General features: G+C 47.7%; 20 protein-coding genes. 13 read left to right on the top strand and 7 right to left on the bottom strand.

The window, feature by feature from the left end; genetic code table 11:
* Positions 1-249 precede the first annotated feature (249 nt).
* From hxlA to AB4111_RS03970, 12 genes are all read left to right on the top strand, one after another.
* Entirely contained in the window at positions 250-882 is a 633-nt protein-coding gene (gene hxlA, locus AB4111_RS04025; protein ID WP_036670570.1) for a 3-hexulose-6-phosphate synthase, read from the top strand.
* Positions 883-886: 4 nt separating this feature from the next.
* Positions 887-1,450: a 6-phospho-3-hexuloisomerase gene (gene hxlB / locus AB4111_RS04020; RefSeq protein ID WP_339241951.1), complete on the top strand. Its 564-nt coding sequence runs from the start codon at positions 887-889 to the stop codon at positions 1,448-1,450.
* Positions 1,451-1,716: 266 nt separating this feature from the next.
* Complete coding sequence (locus AB4111_RS04015; protein ID WP_062833989.1) at positions 1,717-2,076, top strand: winged helix-turn-helix transcriptional regulator; 360 nt, start codon at positions 1,717-1,719, stop codon at positions 2,074-2,076.
* Between the two features lie 501 nt (positions 2,077-2,577).
* Positions 2,578-4,380: an oligoendopeptidase F gene (gene pepF, locus AB4111_RS04010; protein WP_442030569.1), complete on the top strand. Its 1,803-nt coding sequence runs from the start codon at positions 2,578-2,580 to the stop codon at positions 4,378-4,380.
* 109 nt (positions 4,381-4,489) lie between these two features.
* The gene (locus AB4111_RS04005; RefSeq protein WP_442030568.1) at positions 4,490-5,005 is read left to right on the top strand and encodes a DUF2500 family protein; all 516 of its coding nucleotides are present in this window, start codon (positions 4,490-4,492) and stop codon (positions 5,003-5,005) included.
* A gap of 235 nt (positions 5,006-5,240) precedes the next feature.
* Positions 5,241-6,734, top strand: a complete 1,494-nt coding sequence (locus tag AB4111_RS04000) for a rhamnulokinase (RefSeq protein WP_442030567.1) — start codon at positions 5,241-5,243, stop codon at positions 6,732-6,734.
* Position 6,735: 1 nt separating this feature from the next.
* The gene (locus AB4111_RS03995) at positions 6,736-7,497 is read left to right on the top strand and encodes a DeoR/GlpR family DNA-binding transcription regulator (protein WP_442030566.1); all 762 of its coding nucleotides are present in this window, start codon (positions 6,736-6,738) and stop codon (positions 7,495-7,497) included.
* A gap of 93 nt (positions 7,498-7,590) precedes the next feature.
* On the top strand, positions 7,591-8,319 hold the full coding sequence (locus AB4111_RS03990) for a (Fe-S)-binding protein (RefSeq protein ID WP_091031478.1): 729 nt from the start codon (positions 7,591-7,593) through the stop codon (positions 8,317-8,319).
* Complete coding sequence (locus tag AB4111_RS03985; protein WP_442030565.1) at positions 8,316-9,836, top strand: LutB/LldF family L-lactate oxidation iron-sulfur protein; 1,521 nt, start codon at positions 8,316-8,318, stop codon at positions 9,834-9,836. The genes AB4111_RS03990 and AB4111_RS03985 overlap by 4 nt, the downstream gene beginning before the upstream one ends.
* A complete protein-coding gene (locus AB4111_RS03980; protein ID WP_442030564.1) occupies positions 9,826-10,551 on the top strand; it encodes a LutC/YkgG family protein in 726 nt (241 codons plus the stop codon). Before AB4111_RS03985 ends, AB4111_RS03980 begins: the two co-directional genes overlap by 11 nt.
* Before the next feature lie 212 nt (positions 10,552-10,763).
* Positions 10,764-11,318 (top strand): glutathione peroxidase, encoded by a 555-nt coding sequence (locus AB4111_RS03975; RefSeq protein ID WP_442030563.1) that lies wholly within the window; start codon positions 10,764-10,766, stop codon positions 11,316-11,318.
* 300 nt (positions 11,319-11,618) lie between these two features.
* Positions 11,619-14,792 carry a bifunctional cytochrome P450/NADPH--P450 reductase gene (locus AB4111_RS03970; protein WP_442030562.1) on the top strand — a complete coding sequence of 1,058 codons (3,174 nt, stop codon included), beginning with the start codon at positions 11,619-11,621 and terminating at the stop codon, positions 14,790-14,792.
* A gap of 199 nt (positions 14,793-14,991) precedes the next feature.
* Here AB4111_RS03970 and AB4111_RS03965 read toward each other — a convergent pair whose 3' ends face one another.
* Entirely contained in the window at positions 14,992-15,414 is a 423-nt protein-coding gene (locus AB4111_RS03965; protein ID WP_442030561.1) for a hypothetical protein, read from the bottom strand.
* Positions 15,415-15,538: 124 nt separating this feature from the next.
* Between AB4111_RS03965 and AB4111_RS03960 the strand changes: the two genes are divergently transcribed.
* Complete coding sequence (locus tag AB4111_RS03960) at positions 15,539-15,883, top strand: hypothetical protein (protein ID WP_442030560.1); 345 nt, start codon at positions 15,539-15,541, stop codon at positions 15,881-15,883.
* Between the two features lie 72 nt (positions 15,884-15,955).
* Here the strand turns inward: AB4111_RS03960 and AB4111_RS03955 are convergent, their stop codons facing one another.
* The 6 genes from AB4111_RS03955 to AB4111_RS03930 form a co-directional block, all read right to left on the bottom strand.
* Positions 15,956-17,611: an MGH1-like glycoside hydrolase domain-containing protein gene (locus AB4111_RS03955; RefSeq protein WP_442030559.1), complete on the bottom strand. Its 1,656-nt coding sequence runs from the start codon at positions 17,609-17,611 to the stop codon at positions 15,956-15,958.
* Between the two features lie 23 nt (positions 17,612-17,634).
* On the bottom strand, positions 17,635-18,963 hold the full coding sequence (locus AB4111_RS03950; RefSeq protein ID WP_442030558.1) for an ABC transporter substrate-binding protein: 1,329 nt from the start codon (positions 18,961-18,963) through the stop codon (positions 17,635-17,637).
* Between the two features lie 39 nt (positions 18,964-19,002).
* Positions 19,003-19,842 (bottom strand): carbohydrate ABC transporter permease, encoded by an 840-nt coding sequence (locus tag AB4111_RS03945; protein WP_442030557.1) that lies wholly within the window; start codon positions 19,840-19,842, stop codon positions 19,003-19,005.
* Between the two features lie 5 nt (positions 19,843-19,847).
* Entirely contained in the window at positions 19,848-20,762 is a 915-nt protein-coding gene (locus tag AB4111_RS03940) for a carbohydrate ABC transporter permease (protein WP_091016954.1), read from the bottom strand.
* Positions 20,763-20,878: 116 nt separating this feature from the next.
* Entirely contained in the window at positions 20,879-22,435 is a 1,557-nt protein-coding gene (locus AB4111_RS03935; protein ID WP_442030556.1) for a response regulator transcription factor, read from the bottom strand.
* Positions 22,410-24,227 carry a sensor histidine kinase gene (locus AB4111_RS03930; RefSeq protein WP_442030555.1) on the bottom strand — a complete coding sequence of 606 codons (1,818 nt, stop codon included), beginning with the start codon at positions 24,225-24,227 and terminating at the stop codon, positions 22,410-22,412. The genes AB4111_RS03935 and AB4111_RS03930 overlap by 26 nt, the downstream gene beginning before the upstream one ends.
* Positions 24,228-24,327 lie beyond the last annotated feature (100 nt).

The raw sequence follows: 24,327 nt of genomic DNA, 5'->3' as shown, positions 1-24,327 counted from the left end.
CGGATCTGAACAGAGGATTAATCTTGTTATGTAATTCGTTTAACAACGAATGATTATCAATAGTATCGCCCAAGTAACTACCCCACTTCAAAGTGCGTACTTCCTGAATGGATAGTCAGGGTCTACAATGAGTGAGTAGCCAAAACAAACACTGCATGCATCTCTACAGACAAATTGGTGCAGGCTAAATATCTAATTATTATTTTTACAGGAACGGCCCATATTTGAACAACAAAGGAGAAATAAATGATGAAATTGCAATTGGCACTCGACTTGGTAAACATCCCTGAAGGTATCGCACTGGTTAAAGAGGTTGAACAATATATTGATATCGTTGAGATTGGTACACCAATTGTTATTAATGAAGGTTTGCACGCGGTAAAAGCGATGAAAGAAGCATTCCCTAATCTGCAAGTTCTTGCAGACCTTAAAATCATGGACGCAGGCGGTTATGAAATCATGAAAGCTGCTGAGGCTGGTGCGGATCTGATCACTGTGCTTGGGGCAACCAACGATAGCACGATCAAAGGTGCAGTAGCAGAAGCGAAGAAACAAAACAAACAAGTTCTTGTAGACATGATCAACGTGCCTAACCTTGAACAACGTGCTCGTGAAATTGATGCGCTTGGCGTAGATTACATCTGTGTACACACAGGTTATGACTTGCAAGCTGAAGGACAAAGCCCGTTCGAAGATCTGCAAACAATCAAAGCTGCTGTGAAAAACGCTAAAACGGCTGTCGCTGGTGGAATCAAGCTGGAAACATTGCCAGAAGTAATCAAAGCACAACCGGATCTGGTTATTGTAGGTGGCGGTATCACAGGACAAGCTGACAAAGCCGCAGTTGCAGCTGAAATGCAACGTCTTGTTAAACAAGGGTAAGCAGATGAGCAAAACACAGTACGCAGCTGACATCTTGAAGGAGCTGGAACGTACCCTGAGCCAGATCGATGATGCAGAAATGCAAGCGATGGCTGAACATATTCTGGCTGCAGAACAGATTTTTGTAGCAGGAGCAGGTCGGTCAGGTCTGATGGGAAAGGCTTTTGCCATGAGATTGATGCAGATGGGGCTTCGTGTATATGTGGTGGGCGAGACCGTTACACCCGGGATCAGCTCGAAAGACTTCCTCTTGCTGTGCTCTGGCTCAGGAGAGACAGGCAGTCTCGTAGCGATGGCTAAGAAGGCTAGTCAAGCAGGAGCACCTGTCGGCCTGATTACGATCAAGCCAGAGTCCACGATTGGTCAATTGGCAACTACGGTAGTGCGCCTTCCGGCTTCAGCCAAAGAGGACACAGCGACTTCCGGAGCGGAAGTAACCATCCAGCCAATGGGCTCGCTGTTTGAACAGGGACTGTTAATCGGCATGGATGCTCTCATCCTTACGATGATGGAAATGAAGGGTATGACCGGAGCGGATATGTTTGGCCGCCACGCTAACCTGGAATAGTGAATAGATGGAAGACCGGAATCCTTTGATTATGAAGGGTTCTGGTCTTTTCTGCGATGCATAGGCATTCATTTGTTTAGATTTATCCGTAATTTTGAGTTAAACTTTGCATCCCGACCAGGCTGTAGTAGAATTAATAGAAAGCTGTATCGAATGAATGTACTTATTACATCATGCATGGAGCGGAAAGCTTACCTTATGTGAAGTGTCCCCGTGATATGCGTAATATACGCGATATAAGATTGAAGATGAGGGGGCTCGGAGCCATGGCAGCCGAAGTCAAGGAACGGATTAATCTGAAAGAAATCAACTGTGAGAAGGAATTGACCCTTGCGGTGATCGGTGGCAAATGGAAACTGATCATTTTGTGGCATTTGGGTCTGGAAGGCACCAAACGTTTTAGTGAGCTGAAACGCTTAATCCCTCATATTACCCAGAAGATGCTGACCAACCAGTTGCGTGAGCTCGAGGAAGACAAGCTGATTGAGCGTAAGGTTTATGCAGAAGTCCCTCCTCGGGTAGAATATACGTTGACAGATCACGGCCAGAGCCTGATGCCTGTCCTGCACGCAATGTATAACTGGGGTAAAAATTACGGTGAAAATGTAATCTGGAAAGAAAGCTAATTAGTTATATTCATTAAAACGCTTGGTGTATGGAGTTTTTCCATCTCCTAGCGTTTTTTTTAGTTACTTTCAAACCATGGTCAGTGGAACAAAAGTTTATACGAAACGTAGAGGACAGAAATAGCTAGAAGAAGCGAAGTTAAAAGCTTTCCGAAAGAAAGCTACATTAAAGCATGCACTTTGCCTTTTTTTCAGATGCCCCTTTTATATAGATTGAACTAAACATTCACACGAGAACGTAGAGGACAGAAAGAACCTGAAGAAGCGGAGCGTTCGCCTTTATCACCGGATTTTCACCTTTATAAAATTGAATCAAAAAATCCGGGGATAACAGCGATTGGAAGGTTGTTCTGTCATCGGAGTGGTAAGTGTGAATATTCTTTAGTCCAACCTATACTCCCCTGAACCAAAAGTCTCATTATTTGCAGATGTCATGTATACATAAACCGATTATGATACGATGAGATATATTGGAAAATGCAAGGAGGATGACAACTAAAGATGGAAAAAATACGTACACGTGCTGAGGTAAACCCGGAAACCACTTGGGATCTGAGAGACTTGTTTGTAACCGATGTAGAGTGGGAGCAGGAGCTTCGATCACTTCCTGAGGCTGCTGCCCAGATTGAAACGTTCAAAGGACGTCTGGGCGAAGGCGCTGAACAATTGCTGGCTTGTCTGGATGCTCGTGAAGCTTTGCAGGAGCGTATCGGCAAGACGGCTTCTTATGCCCGCTTGAAGCAGTCAGAGGACAGCACCAATCCGGTCAATATTGAGAATTCAGCTAAAGCAGGAGATATCCTATCGAATCTGTCGTCGTCCTTGTCTTTTGTTAATTCGGAGATCGTTGATCTGCCGGAGGGAACCGTTGAACGTTACCTTGAAGAACTTCCGGGATTGCAGCCGTATGCGCGGAGCTTGGAGCGTTTAATTCGAGAAAAAGCACATCGGCTTACGCCAGAGACCGAGAAGGTACTGGCTTCACTAGGAGAGGTACTGGATTCACCATACCGTATCTATCTGCGCGGTAAACTGGCAGACATGACGTTTGACGATGCTCTTGATGGAGAAGACAATAATCGGCCACTGTCCTGGTCATTCTATGAGAATAATTATGAGATGTCGTCCGATACCAAGCTGCGTCGTTCTGCTTATGCTGCATTCAGCTCGACTTTAAATGATTACAAAAATACGTTTGCAGAAGGTTATGCAACCGAAGTGAAGAAGCAGGTTGTGTTATCCAGGCTGCGTGGTTACGACGATGTTACAGATATGCTTCTCAGCCCGCAGCAAGTAAGCAAAGAGATGTACAATAATATTCTGGATATTATCCAGCAGGAACTCGCACCTCATATGCGCAGACTGGCGGCTCTCAAGAAACGTGAGCTGGGTCTGGACAAACTGATGTTTTGTGATCTGAAGGCTCCGCTTGATCCTGAATTTAGCCCTGCCATTACATATGATGAGGCGTGCACACTCATTCGAGAAGCACTTGATGTGCTTGGGCCGGAGTATGGCGAGATCGTAGAGCGTGCATTTAGTGATCGCTGGGTGGATTACGCAGATAATGCAGGCAAATCTACAGGGGCATTTTGCTCCTCTATATACGGTTCGCACTCCTATATCTTAATTTCATGGGCGAATAATATGCGCGGAGCATTTACGCTTGCCCATGAAGTGGGACATGCAGGCCACTTTATGCTTGCGGGACGTTACCAACGGCTCACAAATACAAGACCATCTCTTTATTTCATTGAGGCACCATCGACCATGAATGAAATGCTGCTGGCAGATCATCTATTGAAACGTTCCGATAATCCGAGAATGCGTCGCTGGGTCATTTTGCAACTCTTAAACACGTATTACCATAACTTCGTTACACATCTGCTGGAAGGTGAATTGCAGCGCAGGGTGTATGCACGCGCAACCAATGATGAGCCCATTACGGCGAAGACGTTAAGTCAGCTCAAAGGAGACATCCTTTCCGAATTCTGGGGACCTGATCTGGTCATTGATGAAGGGGCCAAGCTCACGTGGATGAGACAACCTCATTATTATATGGGTCTATATCCATATACCTATGCGGCAGGTTTGACAGCTTCCACAGCGGCTGCACAGCAGATTCGGGAAGAAGGGCAGCCTGCGGTAGATCGCTGGCTCGAAGCACTCAAAGCCGGTGGAAGTCTCACACCGCAGGAGTTAATGAAGCTCGCCGGTGTGGATATGTCCGGACCTGAGCCGATTCGTTCTGCAGTTGCTTATGTCGGCAGCCTGGTCGACGAACTTGAACGTCTGTATTCCTGATCTGGTTCATATAGTATACGGACAAGGCAGAACGGGTTGTCTGCATGCACCGCCTTCCTTGCGTGGGGGCGGTGCATCTTATTTTGCAAGGGGAAAGGAACGATGATGAATGGCGTTAGCGAGCGTGTCCTCATCGATGGGCCGATTAAGCGTGGACGGCTTTGGTGTGTTTGATGACATGAATGGAGTACCAGGTTTTGAAGGCAATCAGGGTGGTTTCTTTTCGGGATTAAATGAGTTTGGTGCCATGGGTGCGTTTGTTTCCATTTTTATTGGTGCCGTATTTCTTATTGTTGCCGGTGTGATTGTATATGCCATCATCTCAGGGGTACGCACGTGGTCATCGAATAACGCTGCAACATTGTTAACCCTGCATTCAACGGTGATGGCCAAACGAACGGAAGTCTCAGGTGGTAGCGGGGATAGCAGTGCGACGACCCGTTATTATGTTACATTTGAATTTGACAATGGGGAGCGCATTGAACTGATTGTTGGTGGAAACCATTATGGCATGCTGGTTGAACATGATCGAGGGATGCTGACGTATCAGGGGACACGGTTCAAGCATTTTGAAAGAGACGTGCAGCCCCAGTCGGGCGTAAACAAAGGCCAGTTTTATACGTAAAACAAGAAATGCGGCTCCTCCTAATTGGGAGAGAGTCGTTTTTGGTATACCCAAAAGAAAGAAGAATCGAAGGGTATTCAAACGCTTACAATGGTGATATACTCGTAAAATAAAGTAAAACAGTATTAAACAAAAACAAACAAACAACAAATACAGATTAAAGTACAGGGTTGCGGACTGAATCAAGAGATACCGTTTGGAAAATAGAATTGGCTCGAAAGGTTGGTGAAGCGCGGTGAGTGTTCTGGCTTATGATTTGGGGGCTGGCAGCGGAAGAGCGCTACTGGGGCATCTGAATGATCATGGGATCGAAACAAGCGAAATTCATCGGTTCAAGAATGAACCCGTGAAGGTTGGCGAGCGGATGCACTGGGATATTCTGCGATTGCATCATGAATTGTTGCAAGGGCTTACTCTTGTGAAACAGCAGGGAGAAAAGCCGGAGAGCCTCGGGATCGATTCCTGGGGCGTTGATTTTGGTTTGCTTGGCAGTAATGGTGAGCTGCTGGGTAACCCGTATCATTACCGTGATACACAGTTTAACGGAATGATGGATCAGGTACGCCAAGAGTTGAGCTCTCAGCGAATCTTTGAACGTACAGGGATTCAGTTTCTTAGCTTTAATACCCTGTATCAGTTGGCAACGCTTCAACGTAGCGGTTCTCCGCTTCTTCATGAAGCAGAGCGGTTTCTCATGATTCCGGATTTGCTTCGATATTTCCTGACGGGAGAAGCGGTGAATGAGTTCACCAATGCCACGACAACACAATTATACAATCCATCGGAGGGCCAGTGGGACGGTGAGTTGCTTGCGCATATTCGCATTTCGGGGAAACTCTTCGGCGAAGCGGTGATGCCAGGCACCCGTGTTGGACAATTGCGCAGTAGCATCTGTAACGACCTTGGTCTTTCTTCTATACCTGTGATCGCCGTTGCGGAGCATGATACAGGTTCAGCCGTTGTGGCTGTTCCTGCAACGGAACGTTCATTTGCTTACTTGAGCTGTGGAACCTGGTCCCTGATGGGTACGGAGATAGATCATCCTGCTATTAGTACCGAGAGTTTGGCATTGAACTTCACGAATGAAGGCGGGGCGGGCGGAACATTCCGTCTGCTTAAGAACATTATGGGTCTATGGATTTTGCAGGAAAGCATGCGGGAGTGGGAGCGTCAGGGGCAGGGAATTAGCTACGATGCGTTATTGGCAAAGGCGGAACAGGCACCTCAATTTGCCAGTTTGTTTGATCCGGATGATGAACTGTTCATGCCAGCAGGAGATATGACAACCCGAATACGCCAGTATTGCCGTGATACAGGGCAAGTGGTACCCACGGATCAGGGGGCTATTGCCCGGGCAATTCTGGAGAGTCTGGCATTGAAGTATAGAAGAGTTCTGGGATGGACGGAACAATTATCGGGACAGTCGTTCAACGGATTGCATATGGTCGGTGGAGGTATCCAGAACCGCCTGTTATGTCAGTGGACTACGAATTCCATTGGCAAGCCGGTATGGGCGGGTCCAGCAGAGGGAAGTGCTATCGGGAATATGGCTGTGCAATGGATGGCGAGCGGAGCTTTTAAGGATATCTGGGAAGCTCGCAAGGCTATTCGTGATTCATTTCCGGTAACTGCGTATGAGCCGCAGGACGGGTCAATCTGGGAAGAGGCTTACGGCAGATTTCTGCGTATGACGGCTTCATCCACTTCACAAGCGGGGAGTGAGATGTAACATGTTGGCAGCCGAGCGGTATGACCGGATTGTGGAGATGGTGAATGTTAAGGGCAGTATGCGTGTATCCGAGCTTAGTGAGCGCTGCCGGGTGACGGAGGAAACCATCCGGCGAGATCTGGATCGTCTGGAACAGGCAGGACGACTGCGTCGCTCTCACGGTGGTGCCGTGAGTGTGAAGGAAGATCAGCCGGAGATCCCTTACAGGATTAGGGAGACAACCCATGCGGAAGAGAAAAAGCGGATTGCACATGCGGCGCTGGTGATGATTAATCCGGGTGATCGCATTCTGTTGGATGCCAGCACAACGGCAGGTTATATGGCAGCGAACATGCCTGATTTTCCGCTGACAGTCTTAACTAATTCGATTCAGGTAGCGACTGAACTTAGTAGTCGTGACAAGGTGGAGGTCATCTCAACGGGAGGCCAGTTGGCATCTCGCTCGTTGTCTTTTGTAGGGCCACTCGCGGAGCGTTCTCTGGAGATGTATCATGTGGACAAATTGTTTTTGTCTTGCAAAGGCGTACATCTTGAAGGCGGCGGAATCAGTGAATCCAACGAACTCCAGGCAAGGCTGAAGCAAAAGATGGTTGGCATATCCGATCAGGTCATCTTACTTGCCGATGCCAGTAAATTTGGTGTCCGTGCTTTTGCTCGTGTATCCGGGTTAGATGCAGTCCATACGATCGTTACCGATCAGCCATTGGAGGCTGAACAGACAGACCGTTTGAGCGGATACGACATAGGGATTATTACAGTTTAAACAGCGATCGGAAGGTTATTCTGTCATCGGAGTGTCCAGTGTAAATATTCTTTAGTTATCCATCTACTAAACAGTTAATAGGAGCGTGTAATTATGAAGGTCTCCTTATTCATTACCTGCCTCAGCGATGCCATCTATCCCCGAGTGGGGGAGGCCATGGTTAGGTTGCTCGCCGCTCATGGCGTTCGGCTGGATTTTCCGCCAATTCAGACCTGCTGTGGTCAGCCATCCTATAATAGCGGGTACTGGGATGAGACTCGGGTAGCGGCCAAAACGATTCTTGAAGCGTTTGACGACAGTGATTTTGTAGTCTGTCCTTCGGGATCGTGTACGTATATGATTCATCATTATCCCGAACTGTTCGCGGATGAACCGGTGTGGTTGGAGAAGGCAAAACGATTGGAAGCCAAAGCCTATGAATTCACTCAATTCCTCGTTCAGGTACTCGGGATAACCGATCTGGGCGCACATTTTCCACACAAAGTAACCTATCATCCATCCTGCCACGGCAGTCGTCTGCTGGGTGTAAAGGATGAGCCGATGGCATTGCTATCCCAAGTAAAGGGACTGGAATTGGTTCCACTGCCGTTTGCTGAGGATTGCTGCGGGTTTGGGGGTACCTTTGCCATCAAAATGTCCGATATTTCTGGAGCGATGGTGACGGAGAAGGTCGATCATGTCAAAGAGACCCAAGCCGAAGTGCTGGTGGGGCTGGACATGGCCTGTCTAATGAATATCGCAGGTAATCTGCGTTATCGGAATGAACCGGTGCGTGTGATGCATCTGGCGGAACTATTGTATGAGGGGGTGCGAACTGGATGAGCCAACCGGGAGTTATGGATACGACGGTCAAAGAACGTGCCGGACTGGCCTTGAATGATGATTTTCTGCGTAAGGCGGTCAAATTCACAACAGAACGATTGCGTAACGGGAAGAAGTCGGCCTCAGAAGAACATGGAAACTGGGATGAATGGCGGGAACGTGGACGTCAGATTCGTCTGCATACCATTGCACATCTGGATTATTATCTGAATGAATTCGTGAATAACGCCCGTGCGAACGGGGTTCATATTCATTTTGCAGATACATCGGTGGAAGCAGCGGCCATTTCGCTGGATATTGCGGCTCACAAGCAGGCGTCTACGGTGGTAAAGTCCAAATCGATGGTGTCGGAGGAAGTGCATCTGAATCATGTGTTGGAGTCAGCGGGCATTGAAGCCATCGAGACCGATCTGGGTGAATACATTATTCAGTTGGCAGGCGAAGCCCCTTCTCATATTGTCATTCCAGCCATCCATAAGAACCGCTATCAGATTGCAGAGTTGTTATCGAAGGAAGCGGGTGAAATTCTGGAGCCGGACACAACGGTACTTGCCGGATTTGTTCGCAAAAAGCTGCGCGAGAAGTTCCTTGAGGCGGATATCGGCATGACGGGCTGCAATTTTGCGATTGCAGAGACAGGTTCCATAGTTTTGTTCGAAAATGAAGGCAACGCCCGTATGGTATCCACTGTTCCCAAAACGCAGATTACACTGATGGGCATGGAGCGGATCATCCCGTCGTGGACGGATCTGGAGGTCATGGCAACCTTGTTGCCACGCTCCGCAACTGGTCAGAAACTGACGATGTACATGTCAGGCATCACAGGTCCTCGCCGTACAGCGGATGCGGATGGACCGGATGAAATGCACATTATTATCGTGGACAATGGTCGATCTCTTCAACTCGGTGATCCTGAATTCCAGGAATTGCTGAATTGTATTCGCTGTGGTGCTTGTCTGAATGCTTGCCCAGTATATCGCCATATTGGGGGCCATGCCTATGGTGGCACCTATAGTGGTCCGATTGGCGCGGTACTGACACCTGCACTCAATGGCAATATTGATGAATGGAATGATATTGCGGGTGCTTCGAGTCTGTGTGGAGCCTGTTATGAAGCATGTCCAGTTAAAATTCCGCTACATGATATGCTCGTTTATCTACGCAGGCGTAAAGTGGAAGATGGTCATGGAAACAAAATGGAGAGCATGGGCATGAAGGGCTTTGCTGCCGTTGTTTCCAATTCCAAACGCTTCAGTGCGGCCATACGTCTGGGACAGATCGGGCAGAAGGTAGTTGTGCGCAACAACGGTATTTCTCTCAAGCTGGGTCCACTTAAAGGCTGGAACAATTATCGGGTTGCGCCAAGTCTCGCCAAGAAATCCTTCCGGCAACAATGGAACAAGCTGGATCAGGAACTGAACGAGGAGCAACAAGCCATGGATTCTTCCGTTCGCAGCCGTATGGAACAGATTATTCGTGAACGAGAAGAAGGGGAGGGGAAGAAGCATGGTCACTGAACATCAGCAATGGCTTGCACAATTGGAGAAGAAGTCCATTGAGAAACAGGAGCAGTTCATGAATGACATTGCTTCGAAATTGAGGAGACCAAGGCAACGCCATGCGCCGACCCAACCCTTTCGGGGCGCACCCGACTTTTGGACTGAATTGGAATGGGATGAAGAGAAGCGTATTCAAGCATTTACGGATAACTTTGTAAGTGTAGGCGCACACATTGCCCGGGTTCAGAACATGGAAGAAGTATCTCAATTCATTGCTAACAAATCTCATGAACTGAGTGCCAGATATATCATTCGTCAGAATGAACAGGCGCTAAAAGATCTCCGATTGGAAGAACAGTTACCCGATGTACAGATCTCAGTCTGGAATAGTCAGGCGGATGAGAACTGGAGGGCTCGGGCAGCTGAGGCTGATATCGGTGTGGTCATGGCGGATTATGCAACTGCATACACAGGCTCGGTTACTGTACTTTCTTCACCGGAAAAAGGTCGTTCAGTCAGTCTGCTGCCTACGGTACTCATCATCATTATTCCAGTAGATCGGCTGTACACCAGACTGGGTGAGACGCTGGATCGATTTGACGAAGTGGGAAGAGAGAATCTTCCCGCAGGAATCCACTTTATTTCAGGCCCAAGCCGATCTTCCGATATCGAAAATGATCTAACCATTGGGGTACACGGACCAGGTATTGTATATGGTTTGATTATGGGTTAACGGTGAGTTGAGCGTGATGGCGCAACATGATTTGGAAGACTGTCCGAGATGTAGCATGTGGCTGCTGAGGACAGTTTTTTGTTTAGTTTATATAGTTAAAAACTATTAATAATATACTTATTATATATTTCCCCTATTAATGTGGTGGGTGTATAATTTTTCTCAAGAGAGAATTGATATGAGATATGAGAGAGAAAGAGGAGGCGTTGTGAATGAGTATATTTTCTTACCAGGTTCCGTTTATGGATGGCCACGAGGTTGATTTGTCTGCTTTTAAAGGGAAAGTACTGCTTATTGTGAATACAGCAAGTCGGTGTAGCTACTCCCGGCAATTCAGTGAACTTCAGCAGATGTATGAGAAATATCGTGAACAGGGGCTGGAGATTCTGGCGTTCCCATGTAATCAGTTTAACGAGAAAGAACCTGGCAGTAGCGCTGAGGTAGTCCAGTATTGCAGGCGTGAATTTCAGGTATCCTTTCCGATCTTGGAGAAGGTTGAGGTCATTGGGCAATCGATTCATCCATTGTTCCATTACCTGATTGAAGAAGCGCCATTTCAAGGATATGATCTGGACACGGAGCAAGGGCAGTGGATGGACAACTTTGTGAAGGAAAAGCATCCAGAATTGTACCAAGGAAATGGAGTTAAATGGAATTTTACTAAATTCCTGATTGACCGCAGCGGGAATGTCCAGGGCCGTTATGAAACGACAGTTGCTCCATTGGAGATAGAGCCGGCGATCCAGATTCTGTTGAAGAATTCCTAGTTATACCGTAATCCCTGTCCTGAGGTCCTATGACTTTGGGACGGTTGAAGATTGGAACTGGAAATGTTAGGGTAAAAGGAGATAACGAGTTCATCCATTTTTTTTAATCAAAAATGACCAATATACCATTCCGGTCAGTCAGTTCTTTTTTTTGGTTTAACAGTTATCTGGATGAAATATGAAATTGTGCAAAAAATAACTTGAGACTGTTGAACTGAAGGGTATGTGTAATCGCGTCTGTAATCAAGTCATTATTTATTAGTTGTAGAACTCTTAACTTGGAAAGAAGGAGTGAGCGCCATGTCACCAATTTCAGTGCCTCAACCAAAAACATTTGGCCCACTGGGCAATTTGCCGCAATTAAACTTTGAAGAGCCGGTGCAATCTCTGGTGAAACTAGCTGAGGAATATGGACCGATCTTTCGTATGGAGTACCCCGGGCGAAAAGAATTGTATATTTCAGGTCACGAACTGGTCGCTGAGGTAACGGATGAATCCAAATTCGACAAACGTGTGTGGGCACCCCTTGCGAAGGTTCGTGCTTTTGCAGGAGATGGATTATTCACGAGTTGGACTGAGGAGCCGAATTGGAAAAAAGCCCATAACGTTCTGTTGCCAAGTTTTAGTCAACGTGCCATGCAGGGTTATCACAACAAAATGATTGATCTGGCGGTGCAGCTGGTTCAGAAATGGTCACGATTGAATCCGGATGAGACGGTTAACGTTCCGGATGATATGACACGTCTTACGCTCGACACGATTGGACTCTGTGGTTTCAACTACCGGTTTAACAGCTTCTACCGGGAAGAACCACATCCATTCATTACGAGCATGGTTCGTGCACTGGACGAATCCATGAGTTCATTGCAGCGACTGCGTCTGCAAGACAAGCTGATGATCACCAAAAAGAAACAGTTTGAACAGGATATCCGTTCGATGTTCTCGTTGGTGGATCACATTATTGCCGAGCGCAAAGAGAAACCACAGGAAGGCGCAGACGATCTGTTGTCCCACATGCTCAGTGGCAAGGACCCGGAAACGGGAGAAACACTGGATGATGAGAACATCCGTTATCAGATTATTACGTTCCTGATTGCTGGACATGAGACCACAAGTGGTCTGTTATCCTTCGCCGTTTATTATCTGATGAAGAATCCGGATACGCTGGCTAAAGCGCAAGCAGAAGTGGATCAGATTCTGAAAGATCCGGTTCCAACGTACAACCAGGTTCGCAATTTGAAGTACGTTCGCATGGTTTTGAATGAAGCATTGCGGTTATGGCCGACGGCCCCGGCATTTTCCCTATATGCCAAAGAGGACACCGTACTTGCGGGTAAATATCCTTTGCAAAAAGGCGATAGCGTCAGTGTGCTAATTCCCAAGCTGCATCGCGACCGCGAAGCATGGGGAGACGACGTAGAGGAATTCCGCCCAGAACGGTTCGAAGATCCGAGCAAAGTGCCGCATGATGCCTACAAACCTTTTGGTAACGGTCAACGGGCCTGCATTGGCCAGCAGTTTGCACTTCAGGAAGCAACGCTGGTATTGGGCATGGTGTTGAAGCATTTTGACTTCATCGATCATTCCGATTATCAGTTAAAGGTGAAAGAAACGCTGACGCTCAAACCGGATAACTTCACCATTCGGGTACGTGCGCGTGGAGGCCAGCCCGTCATGGCGGTTCCAGGTGTAGCGGTCGAAGAACCAAAGCCGGTTGCCAAAAGAACAGAGCCGGATGCAGCGAATGCCCACCATACACCGATGCTTGTTCTATACGGTTCCAATCTGGGGACGGCGGAAGGCATAGCACGTGAGATTGCGGATACTGCCAGATATCAGGGTTTCCGGAGTGAGGTCGCTGCGCTGGATGATCGTGTTGGCAAACTGCCGAAGGATGGCGCCGTTATTATTGTCAGTGCATCCTATAACGGTCAGCCGCCAAGCAATGCCAAGATGTTTGTCGAGTGGATTGAACACGCGGATGCCAATGAATTCAAAGGGGTGCGTTTCGCTGTTCTTGGATGCGGTGACCACAACTGGGCCAGTACCTATCAGCGTATTCCGCGTTTAATCGATGAACAGTTATCTTCCAGAGGAGCAGAGCGGTTGTCGCCGCTGGGTGAGTCAGATGCTAGCGGTGATTTCGAGAAGCAGGTAGGGGATTGGACAGAGCAATTATGGCCAGATCTCGCACGAACGATGGGACTGAAGCTAAATACAAGCTCCAACAGCGAACGCAGTTCACTATCTGTACAGTTTGTCAGCGGACTCGCCGTAACACCGCTTGCGGATACGTATGATGCCCATGTGGCAGAAGTGCTCGAGAACAGAGAGCTTCACGACGCGGGCAGTGAACGGAGTACACGTCACCTCGAGATCAAATTGCCTGAAGGCATAACCTACAAGGAAGGGGATCATCTGGGCATTCTGCCACAGAACCCACCGGAGCTGGTGGAACGTGTACTTCGTCGGTATGGATTCACGGGAACGGAGCATCTGGTTCTCGATGCATCGGGTCGAAGTGCCGCACATCTGCCGCTGCATCAACCGGTTAACTTGTATGATCTGCTTAGTCATAGCGTTGAGCTTCAAGAAGCTGCCACTCGTGCTCAGCTGAGAGAAATGGCAGCATACACGGTATGTCCACCGCATAAGAAGGAGCTTGAAGCGCTGCTTGATGAATCTGTGTATATGGATGAAGTTCGGAATAAACGGATCTCCATGCTGGATTATCTGGTGAAATATGAGGCATGTGAACTGCCGTTCGAGCGCTTCCTTGAATTACTGCCTTCACTGAAAGCCAGATATTATTCGATCTCCAGTTCACCGCGTGTTCAGCCTGATCAAGCGAGTATTACGGTGAGTGTGGTGCGTGCTCCGGCATGGAGTGGACAGGGAGAATACAAAGGCATTGCGTCCAACTATCTGGCTAACCTGAAACCGGGTGACGAGATCGTCATGTTCACACGGACACCGGAATCCGGTTTCCAACTGCCGGAAGATGCACAGGTTCCCGTCATCATGGTAGGGCCGGGTACAGGCGTTGCCCCATTCCGTGGTTTTATACAAGCAAGACATGTGTTGAAGGAACAAGGTCAAGAGGTTGGCGAAGCCCATCTGTACTTTGGATGTCGGAATCCCGAGCATGATTATCTGTACAAAAACGAGCTGGAAGCAGCCCAGCAAGAAGGGCTTGTCGTGCTTCATACGGCGTTCTCCCGAGTGAACGGGGAAGAGAAATGTTATGTACAGCATCTGATGAGAGACGATGCCCGTCATCTGATTCCATTACTTGAAAAGGGTGCGCATCTGTATATCTGCGGTGATGGCAGCAAGATGGCACCTGATGTGGAAGCCACACTTCAGCAGGCATACGCTGAACTTCATGGCAAATCCGTGAAGGAAGCAGAAGACTGGCTTAATCAGCTTCAGCAGGAAGGTCGTTATGCCAAGGACGTATGGACAGGCATCTGATGTACACATGTGAAGGGTCAGCTTGATCCGTAACTGGCTGAGCGGTGAGATACAGAAGCAGTTCTGTTCTCACCGCTTTTTGACATGAAATGATTCTTCAGCAGATGAGTGGTCGCATGGGTTATAATTATATATTGGAAGGGGGCACCCGCATATAGACATTCGGGAACCATTGTATGGCTTTCGAGAAGTACCAGCTTTACTTCCGCCTACAAGGTCGTTTCAGGTTCTTTCTTCCGGTGGTTGGCCGATAGATCGACTCGACGCTGGAGAGAGGAAAAAGAATACGGGAAGGGACTCTGCCTTTTCCCTGAAGTTCAAGATAATCCAGTCCCACGCCCACCAATCTGATATTGTTAAATGCATTCCAGGAAGGGAAAGTCGTGCGGATTCCCACTCTGACGCCTCGCCGTGTTCGAGGAATATCGAATACCCGAATGGAATTCAGACTGAGTGGTATGAATAACTGACGGTTTACTTTGATAAACTGCCTTGGATAGACACGACGAATACGTCCCGGTTCCAACCCGGAGAGTGGAGTATTCAGTTCTGCAAGGTGCCCCTGGAGTTCTGCCAGACGCTGTTGAACTGTTTTTCCAGTATGGAGATGCTGCCAGCTCATAAGTATTCCTCCGTTCGCCATTTGTACCTAGTATATGAAGGCACGGGGTAGGAAGGTGTACGTTTAATAGCCCATGTTCGTTAAGGCTAACGGGGTTTCATTTTATAATAGTGGAGTGATTCAAGTGATCATAGAGATGTATAAAGATCTCATTCAGGATGAGCGTGGCAATTATTATCTGGCAGTACAGATGAACGGCAATGAGCTTACGCTCGTTAATGCATTCGTTGAAGCGGCATTCACACCTGAACTGATCTACAATGAAGAGTTTCGTGCCAAGCATAAGGAGATGGAAGGCGGATTTGTAGGCAAAATTGCGATGGACCTGCTAAGGCATGATGTGGTCATGGGGATGAAGCAAATCGACCGCAAACTGTTGAACCTGTCGGATGTAGAACAGCATTTCACGGTAAATTATATTGATACGATAGAATTTTATCGTCACCCGGCGTGGAACCGGAAAGTGTAGAAATAAAAAAATACAAGAGCGCAAGTGCAGGGCAGTAAGCCTCCGCAACTTGCGCTTTTTGCATACAAACCATTAACGATACGCAGGATGGATGATGCCAATATCGCGCTCGGTTCTGAAACCTCCGTCAGCGTAACGCTGCATTTCATTTCCTTTGATCCGAATTGGGATGCACTCTCCTTGGTAGAAGAGCTCTCCCTCGACAGTGCGAACGGTCATTCCGATGACGGCTTCCAGATGTCCACGACGATCCGTTACAAGCCGAATCCCTGACGGGCCGTCCAGATGAACATTGCCCTCCATATATACCGTCATTCGATCCGGGGTGTTCACCAATTCATATCCTATTCCAAGGACCTTACGGCTATAAGCCGTGTTGCCAGATACGACCTCACCATGATCCATATCGATGGGGAGCAGTCCGGTAAACCAGAGCTGATTCGATCCAACAGGCATAATTCCGCATAAACGCTCCACATAATCAAGAAGACAAAGGATAGTAGGTGAGTAAGTCTCGGTAAAACCTTGTTCTCCGGTCCATGGGCTGAGTACCTGACCCAAACGCTTATCTTTGGACAGAGCAGACAAGATAGGCTGCATTACCCAGGTTAGCTCCACATATCGATGATGGTACTCAAATGCGTGTGGTGCCCGAATCAGACTCAGAAAATTGGATGCGCCTCCCCAACTGTTATAGGAGGAAAAGGGATCGAATCGGGGATCATCCATTGAGATTGATGTAAAAGGATATTTTGCGAAAAACTTGCTTGTATTCAACAGATACCGACGCAGTAGATTATCGAACAATTCACGCTCGCCCACCTCGCAGGCCATCACGCGGAGCAGCACATCGGATTGCACTCTGACGAATTCGTCATTGCGATCCCGATCATAGAAGAACATATCCTGTTCGTCGTAACAATAACGAAATAGACATTCCAGGCTGGACTCGGCTTTGCCTTTCCAATCCGTTCCCGACTCCCCCAACTCCTCAGCTATGCGGGACAGATACATGCGCTGACAATAGATATTGGCAGTCAGATCCGGTGCCAGAAAAGGCAGAATCGGAGAATCCAGGTGGTAGGCAGAAGCATCATTCATATAAGGTGTATCCGGAACATGCCAGAATCGGGGGGATAAGTCATGTCCAGTGTCAAACGTACTGAAAGCTTCTACACAGCCGGTCCCTCGGGTATTACGGTTTCGTGCAATCCATTCATCGTAACGAACCATAGCCTTGTACATGGTGCTCAGGAAAGGTGACTGCTTGCCATGATTGTCATGAAGCTGATAGTGGTTCCATACACTGCGTGCCAGTGGAGTGACCAACTGGATTTGCCGGAAAGAGGGTCCGTTTGCCGTAAGTTTATACGGAAGCAATCCATCATCTCTTTGCTGCTTGGCAAATGCGAGGTACGTTGTTTCGGATACGGAAGGCAGCAGGCGAGACAGCAGCTCCGCATTGATGGTACCTGTGCTCTCTAACCAACATCCCAGATAGATGCCACCTTCTTGTAAAATGGGATCGCTGTCTCCCATGGGCAGGATGCAAGCAAGCAATTTTTCAACTGCCGCATAATACGTAGCTTCCATTCGTCCGCCCGATGCTGCAAACCGGACACCCGACGCATGCCATTCCTGTAATAACTGCTGATCTTCCGGTTTAACAGGCTGAACTTGATCCATGATCGACATGTTGCGTAGACGATTCAGTATCTCTTCTGTCATATGTTCCTCCTCACAGCTTCTGGTTATTGATTCGACTCAAAGATGCGAACGGTCCCGTTATAGAAGTCCGAGACAGCCTGCTCCACACTTTTTCGTCCAAATCCGATCTCCTGATTCGTCGTCTGAGCTAACTTGGAGAACTCTGCAAATCCCGGCGGGTTGTAGCTTACGTCAAAAGGTTCAGTCTTCGTAGCTTCGGAGACAAGGCTCGTATAGTTATAGACAATCTCCTCCACAGGGCCTGCACCTTCCTGAAGAAGATTACGATTGGCTTCCGTAACGGGCACGCCACGGTCATTACCGAGGATTTTGGCTGCCTCAGGATCATGAATCCAGAAGTCCATTAACATTGCCACTTCCTTCGGATGTTTGGTATTGGCATACCCGGATAATCCCTGACTCGACTCAAATACAACACCCGTTCCCTTAGGACCTCGTGGTACAGGGAGAAGAACCAAAGGGTCTTCCGTCAAGCTCTGGAATGCAGCGAGCTGGTTGGATGGCAGTAGAGTCATGGCTGCTTTGCCTGTGATCAACAGGGATTTACTGGTATCATCATGCGGGTTGGAAACCTGCAATTCCGGTGTGACTACACCGCCGGATGCCGAAGTCTTCTCCCAATACTGGAACCATTCCAGAATGTCTTCCTTGGCGAATCCGAGTGTACCGTTTTTCATGTCATACAGTTGTTTACCCCTTTGTTTTAGAAAAATATCCATCCCGTCGACGGTGAAATTATAGGTTCCATAGAAGCCGTCCCCGAGTTTGTCGGATAACTCCTTGCTGACGGTGGCATAGTCCGCCCAGTCCCAATCCGAAGCTGGCAAAGGCACGCCGGCTTTCTCAAAGAGTGCCTTGTTAACAACAATTCCTCGTGCGTTGGCACCTGCAGAAATATGTTGCAGCTTCCCGTCGAGACGTCCGTATTCGATCATAGTTTCATCCATACCATCCAGATTCAGTTCGTTGCCAACATATGGGTCCAGGTTGAGCAGGACATCTTTTTTGGCATAATCAACGACATTTCCACCGAGGAAAAAGATATCCGGTGCTGTGCCTGATGCCAACTGGGTATTCAGCTTGTCGAAATATCCAGAGGAGGGTGCAAATTCACCTGAAATTTTAATATCCGGATGTTTCGCCTGAAAGATCTTCAGGGCTTCATTCGTAATATCTGCCCGTTTCTGGTCACCCCACCACATGATGCGAAGTTCGACCTGTCCGCCCTCGGTAGTTCCATTGTTATTACCATCGCCCGTATTATCAGTAGCACCCGTATGGTCTGTTCCAGAGCAAGCTGTTACGAATAACAAAAGTGAAGTGATTATACCGATTATGAAACGTTTGAACATGGTGAATCCCCCTGACTATGGATAATGAGAAACGTGTTGTTACTTCAGACCTGTTGTCGCAATGCCTTCAAGGAAATATCGCTGAAACAGTAAAAAGATGATGGTCACGGGAAGCAGTGACAGAGTAGACATGGCGAGCAATGCGCCCCAATCGGATTGTCCTGAGGGATCAAAGAGAGACCGGATGCCCAGCTGCACGGTGAACAAATCAATTTTGCTCAGATAGATCATCTGGCTGAAAAAGTCATCCCAGCTCCACAGGAAGGTGAAGATCGCTGTTGTAATCAGTGCCGGAACGAGCAGAGGCACTACGATTCTGAAAAAGATCTGTGATTGCCCACAACCGTCAATGGTTGCACTCTCGTCCAGTTCCCGCGGTATACCGCGTATGAATTGAACCATGAGCAAGATGAAGAAGGAATCCTGCGCGAGCCACTTGGGCAGAATCAGCGGGAAATACGTATTAATCCATTGAAGTACATTATAGAGAATGTACTGGGGCACCAGAGTAACATGGTAAGGCAACATAATCGTGATCAACATCATGCTGAACCACAGGCCTTTGAATCTGAACTTCAATCTGGAGAAAGCAAAGGCTGCAAGGGAACAGGAGATCACATTACCCAGCACACTCATGACCGAGATCAGAACGGAGTTGCCGAAGAAACGGCCAAAGGAGATGCCCTGCAGACCTTTCCAGCCATTAATATAGTGCTCCAGCGTGAAGCTGGTTGGGAAAAGACTGCCACTGGTGAAAATGAGATGGTTCGGTTTAAACGAACTGAGAATTAACCATAGTACAGGATATAACATCAGCAGACCGAAAAGTATAATGGCGGCATGCCTCCCGGCCTGAACCAGTTGTCGTTTGATTGGCATGTGCATTACCTCCCCTCCTGATTATCCCCGTAGAACACCCAAAATCGGGATGTAACAAAAACGATTGCGGTGAATACCCCGATAATGACCAACATGATCCAAGCCAGAGCCGAAGCATAACCCATATCAAAGAACGAGAAACCTTTCAGATACAGGTACAAGGTATAGAACATTGTTGCATCGAGTGGACCCCCGCGGCCATCTCCGATCACGTAAGCGGGTGTAAACGCCTGGAATGAATTGATCATGCTCATGATCAGGTTAAAAAAGATAACGGGGGAGAGCATGGGCAGGGTGATTCCGAAAAATTGACGTATCTTTCCCGCTCCATCGACATCGGAAGCTTCATACAAGTCTGCCGGGATCTGTTTCAGACCCGCAAGAAAGATGACCATGGCAGACCCAAATTGCCACACGGATAGGGTGATGATGGTATAGACCACATAGTCCGGATGCGCAATCCAGGATGGTCCCGAGATACCAAACCAGCTTAGAAACTGGTTGACCAATCCATTCCCCTCAAAAAGTTGCCGCCAGACGATTGCAATCGCGACGCTGCCACCCAAGAGTGAAGGGATGTAATATACGGTCCGGTAGATGCCGAGGGCTCGAATTCCTTTGTTCAGCGCCATTGCCACCAGTAGAGCAAAGGCAAGCCTTAGAGGAACGGATAAAAAGACATAATAAAATGTCAGCCCCAGGGACCTGCGAAAGGTATCATCCTCGGTAAAGATGTGAACATAGTTGCTAAGTCCAGTCCAAGTCGGTGATGACAGCAGATTGAATTTGGTCATGGATAAGTATAGGGACGCAATCATCGGTCCCAGTGTCAGACAGAAGAGTCCGATCAGCCAGGGCAGAAGAAACAAGTAGGCTGTGGTATTCTGCTGACCGTATAACGGCTTGGTCTGTTTTTTCATCATGTGCCTCCCTTCTGCATGGATAAAATTCATGGTTACCCATTGTGAATCCGCTTACAACATGCGGCGTTCTCTTGGTAACCACATCATACCGGGGAAGGGGAGAAGCTTGAATCTTATTTCTTCGGATCATGGTTATCGATTTTTTCGGAATGCTGCAAGCGATAGTCTGAAGGACTCATGTTGAACATTCTTTTGAATTTCGAGCTGAAATAACTTGGCGAACTGAAACCTGTCAGCTCAGTAATATCCCATACCGTTAATTGAGTATCCTTCAGCAGTTGCAAGGCATGTTTCATCCGAACGCCCGTCACATATTGAACAAAAGAGGTACCTGCCCCTTCCTTAAACAATTCGGAGAAATAGGTAGGGTAATAGTTGAATCGTTCAGCGAGTAACGTCAATGTGAGCTCCTGCATGTAGTTCTCTTCGATATATCGCTTGGCTAACTCTATAACCGTCCCATCCCCATTTTCCGAAGGAAGTTGTCGACTCAGGAAGTCTTGAGCCCATTGCATTAATAAGCGTTCTGCTTGATCTGGCGTCTTAAGCCACAGTATCCATTCCGGGGCCATAGGAAAATCCATCAACAGTGAAATTTGAAAAATACTTCGTGTCATTCGGGAGGGAGAGAGCTGGAATGCCTCGTGAATTTCCTTGTGGATGATGCTGCGGAAGGAGTCCAGTTCCCCACGAATGAGGCAGCGATGCAGCATGCGTGTCGTTTCTTCAGGCAGTAATGGACTATAGTCTGTTCCTGCCTGAGGGTTCAGCCCGCTGACAGCCCGTTCAGCTGAATTCCAAGCCAGAAGGGAATGGATATAACCTTCTTTCCAGTGCTCAAGTCCAGATACAGATCGTCCAATCCCAACCCTAATATTCATGGAAAAAACGGATGCCGTATGTCCCGCGAGCTGTTGGATGAACTCGTGTTGTACACCGTCTGCTGTGATGAAATGCATGATCCCTGCGTGTGCCGAATCATGAAATACCTGGACATTGTCTGAATCAGACTGGGCGATTTCATAACATACCATCTCGAAAGGAAGATGCATCTGCTCGTGTAAGCGATCTTCTCGAAGATCCTGCTTGTCCGATTGACTTATACTCGCGGTGATGAAACAGACCTTCTGATCCTGCCATGATTCGAGATGGAACAATCTCAGCCGTTCTGGCATGGAGGAAGGCGGTAGGCGATTGCCTTTGACGAGATCAAGAAGGAAACGTTCCTTCATTTCCCGGTAATACTGAGAGAGTCGCCATTGCAGCAATTCGGAATCGCCTCGCACTTTACGTTGTTCATCCAGATCCGCTTTGATTTTGCCTAAAGTGGCTTTTAGTTCATCCCGGGTTACAGGCTTCAGTAAATAATCCATGACCTGGCTACGGACACCTGCTCTGGCATATTGAAAATCTTCATAACCCGTGATAATAACAATCTGAATGGAAGGATTATAACTGCGGCAGACATCCAATAATCGGACGCCATCCATAACAGGCATATTCATATCGGTAATCAGCAAGTCAAAATGTTCAGATTGTAAAAGTTCATCCGCTTCGATTCCGTTAGACGCTTCTCCTGTTATGGCAAAGCCCATGCCATGCCAATCGACTTTCAATTTCAATCCTTCGCGAACTTCAATCTCGTCATCTGCGATTAATACGTTGTACATCATATTCCTCCTGTACGGGTAAAATCAGTTCTATACATGCGCCACTGCTCTCATCGTTCTTCATATGAACCGTGAACAAGGCACCATAATGCAGGCGGCAACGAGCAATCACATTGCCAAGTCCAATATGCCAGCTTTCATTAAGCAATATGGATTCCAATGAGGGGGAAGCATCAGGGTGATGCATTCTATGGATTATCTCTGCTGGAATACCTGGTCCGTTGTCTGAAACGCGGATATGCAGACGATCATACAGTCGGTTGATCCGTATATGGACCTGAGCTGTTGTCTGATGCTGGAAGCTGTATTTCACTGCATTTTCAATAAGTGGCTGAAGAATAAACTTGATGATGACCATGGAGTTCAGGGTGCCATCCTTTGTTATCGAAATGTCGAGCTTATGACCGAAACGGGTCTGCAAAATGGAGATATAACGCTGCACATAATCTAGCTCTTCCGTTAGGGGAACAAGATCGTCATTGGTGTTAATGGAAAAGCGCATCATTTTACCCAAATCCTCAATGACCTGAACCGTATCATCCGTTCTACGCTGAATGGCAAGACTGCTTACCAGCTCCAAGGTATTAAACATAAAATGCGGATTAATCTGTATGAGAAGTGCTTTATACTCAGCTTGCTGGCGAAGCAGCTTCAGCTCGAATTCATTCTGGATATGCTGCCGCAGCTGACTGATCATATAACGGAAGGTAAAGATGACATAACTGATCTCACTCTTTACATTTTTATCTGGAGGCAGAAGTGAATCCGCTTGGTCAAAAGCACCTCGTTGAACCTGTCTCATCGCCAGCACCAGTCTGGTCAAAGGTTTGGTTACACCGTGGGATAACCATGCAGCCGCCAAGAGGGAGACCAGAATCAGGACAATTGTCACCACCACAATCGTGCTTTGGAGCTTATGGAGAGAGAGATACATTTCCTTTTCAGGTGCCAGACCTGCCAACATCCAGCCGGTACGCCCCAGTTTCTTGAAAACAAGGATGTCTCGCTGTCCTTCATGGTTGGTGAGGTATGCCACACCGGATTTGAGCGGGCTGTTTCGAAACCGATCGATCTCTGCGGTAGCTACAGCACCTAACGCGTTTACCTGCTGTGACAGAATGGGATTCCCTTGCTCACCCAGTAGAAAAATAGTGCTATTCTCCGCCAGATGGATGCGCCGGAGCGGTTCCAGAAAATAGGATTCACTGACATTCACCTTCATGACATTTTGCGCTGTAGCATGATGAAAGGTACCAATAGGCATCAGCAGACTGACCACCGGATTGCCATGATCTCTGACACGTTCATGTTGATCGGTGTGTGCAGGTAACCAGCGTTCCCCCAATGTGTAGAAATTGGTGTACCAGGATTCTTGTACAAAGGCAGGGTCATACGCTACCTGATTCTCGCTGCCAATTCGCAGTCCATTCCGTCGATAGATGGATACATCCGAGATACTGGTGTAACTGTTGGTTGCCTGAGTGAGGAAGCGGCTCATCGCGAGGTTGGCCAGCATCTTTTCTCCTTCCGGAAGGTTAGGATCACTGATCGCGTTATCCCAGTTCTTGCCCATATCACTGTTGAAAACAAGTGAGGCGACATCATAGATCTGCATCTGCACCATGTCTACGTATGACCCATATTCCTCCATTTTTTCAAGAGCAGAGGATTCGATGTAAGAACGAATGACCGTGCGTGATTCCTTAAAGAGCAGGTAGGAGAGGGTACCAAAAGCGAGGACAAACAGGACAACGATAAAGGCAATCAGGCGGTTTTTTAAAGAGAAGAACATGGATTTCCTCCTTCTACCGAGTCGACTTGCGTGCAGAGTAATTATAAAAATATAAAAAAGACTGCGTAATATGCGCAGCCTTTATAATGAAATTAATAAT

The organism is Paenibacillus sp. 2KB_22, assembly GCF_052115745.1.
Classification (GTDB): Bacteria; Bacillota; Bacilli; order Paenibacillales; family Paenibacillaceae; genus Paenibacillus.
The sequence above is the reverse complement of the archived record's forward strand: the minus strand, read 5'-3'. Positions and strand labels throughout refer to the sequence as shown.

Excerpts from the sequence above, each read along its gene's own strand:
- AB4111_RS04015 (WP_062833989.1), top strand. The coding sequence starts at position 1,717 with ATGGCAGCCGAAGTCAAGGAACGGATTAATCTGAAAGAAATCAACTGT.
- AB4111_RS03995 (WP_442030566.1), top strand. The coding sequence starts at position 6,736 with ATGTTGGCAGCCGAGCGGTATGACCGGATTGTGGAGATGGTGAATGTT.
- AB4111_RS03970 (WP_442030562.1), top strand. The coding sequence starts at position 11,619 with ATGTCACCAATTTCAGTGCCTCAACCAAAAACATTTGGCCCACTGGGC.
- hxlB (WP_339241951.1), top strand. The coding sequence starts at position 887 with ATGAGCAAAACACAGTACGCAGCTGACATCTTGAAGGAGCTGGAACGT.
- AB4111_RS03980 (WP_442030564.1), top strand. The coding sequence starts at position 9,826 with ATGGTCACTGAACATCAGCAATGGCTTGCACAATTGGAGAAGAAGTCC.
- AB4111_RS03955 (WP_442030559.1), bottom strand. The coding sequence starts at position 17,611 with ATGACAGAAGAGATACTGAATCGTCTACGCAACATGTCGATCATGGAT.
- AB4111_RS03930 (WP_442030555.1), bottom strand. The coding sequence starts at position 24,227 with ATGTTCTTCTCTTTAAAAAACCGCCTGATTGCCTTTATCGTTGTCCTG.
- AB4111_RS03940 (WP_091016954.1), bottom strand. The coding sequence starts at position 20,762 with ATGAAAAAACAGACCAAGCCGTTATACGGTCAGCAGAATACCACAGCC.
- AB4111_RS03985 (WP_442030565.1), top strand. The coding sequence starts at position 8,316 with ATGAGCCAACCGGGAGTTATGGATACGACGGTCAAAGAACGTGCCGGA.
- AB4111_RS03950 (WP_442030558.1), bottom strand. The coding sequence starts at position 18,963 with ATGTTCAAACGTTTCATAATCGGTATAATCACTTCACTTTTGTTATTC.
- AB4111_RS03965 (WP_442030561.1), bottom strand. The coding sequence starts at position 15,414 with ATGAGCTGGCAGCATCTCCATACTGGAAAAACAGTTCAACAGCGTCTG.
- AB4111_RS03935 (WP_442030556.1), bottom strand. The coding sequence starts at position 22,435 with ATGTACAACGTATTAATCGCAGATGACGAGATTGAAGTTCGCGAAGGA.
- AB4111_RS04005 (WP_442030568.1), top strand. The coding sequence starts at position 4,490 with ATGGCGTTAGCGAGCGTGTCCTCATCGATGGGCCGATTAAGCGTGGAC.
- AB4111_RS03975 (WP_442030563.1), top strand. The coding sequence starts at position 10,764 with ATGAGTATATTTTCTTACCAGGTTCCGTTTATGGATGGCCACGAGGTT.
- hxlA (WP_036670570.1), top strand. The coding sequence starts at position 250 with ATGAAATTGCAATTGGCACTCGACTTGGTAAACATCCCTGAAGGTATC.
- pepF (WP_442030569.1), top strand. The coding sequence starts at position 2,578 with ATGGAAAAAATACGTACACGTGCTGAGGTAAACCCGGAAACCACTTGG.
- AB4111_RS03945 (WP_442030557.1), bottom strand. The coding sequence starts at position 19,842 with ATGCCAATCAAACGACAACTGGTTCAGGCCGGGAGGCATGCCGCCATT.
- AB4111_RS03990 (WP_091031478.1), top strand. The coding sequence starts at position 7,591 with ATGAAGGTCTCCTTATTCATTACCTGCCTCAGCGATGCCATCTATCCC.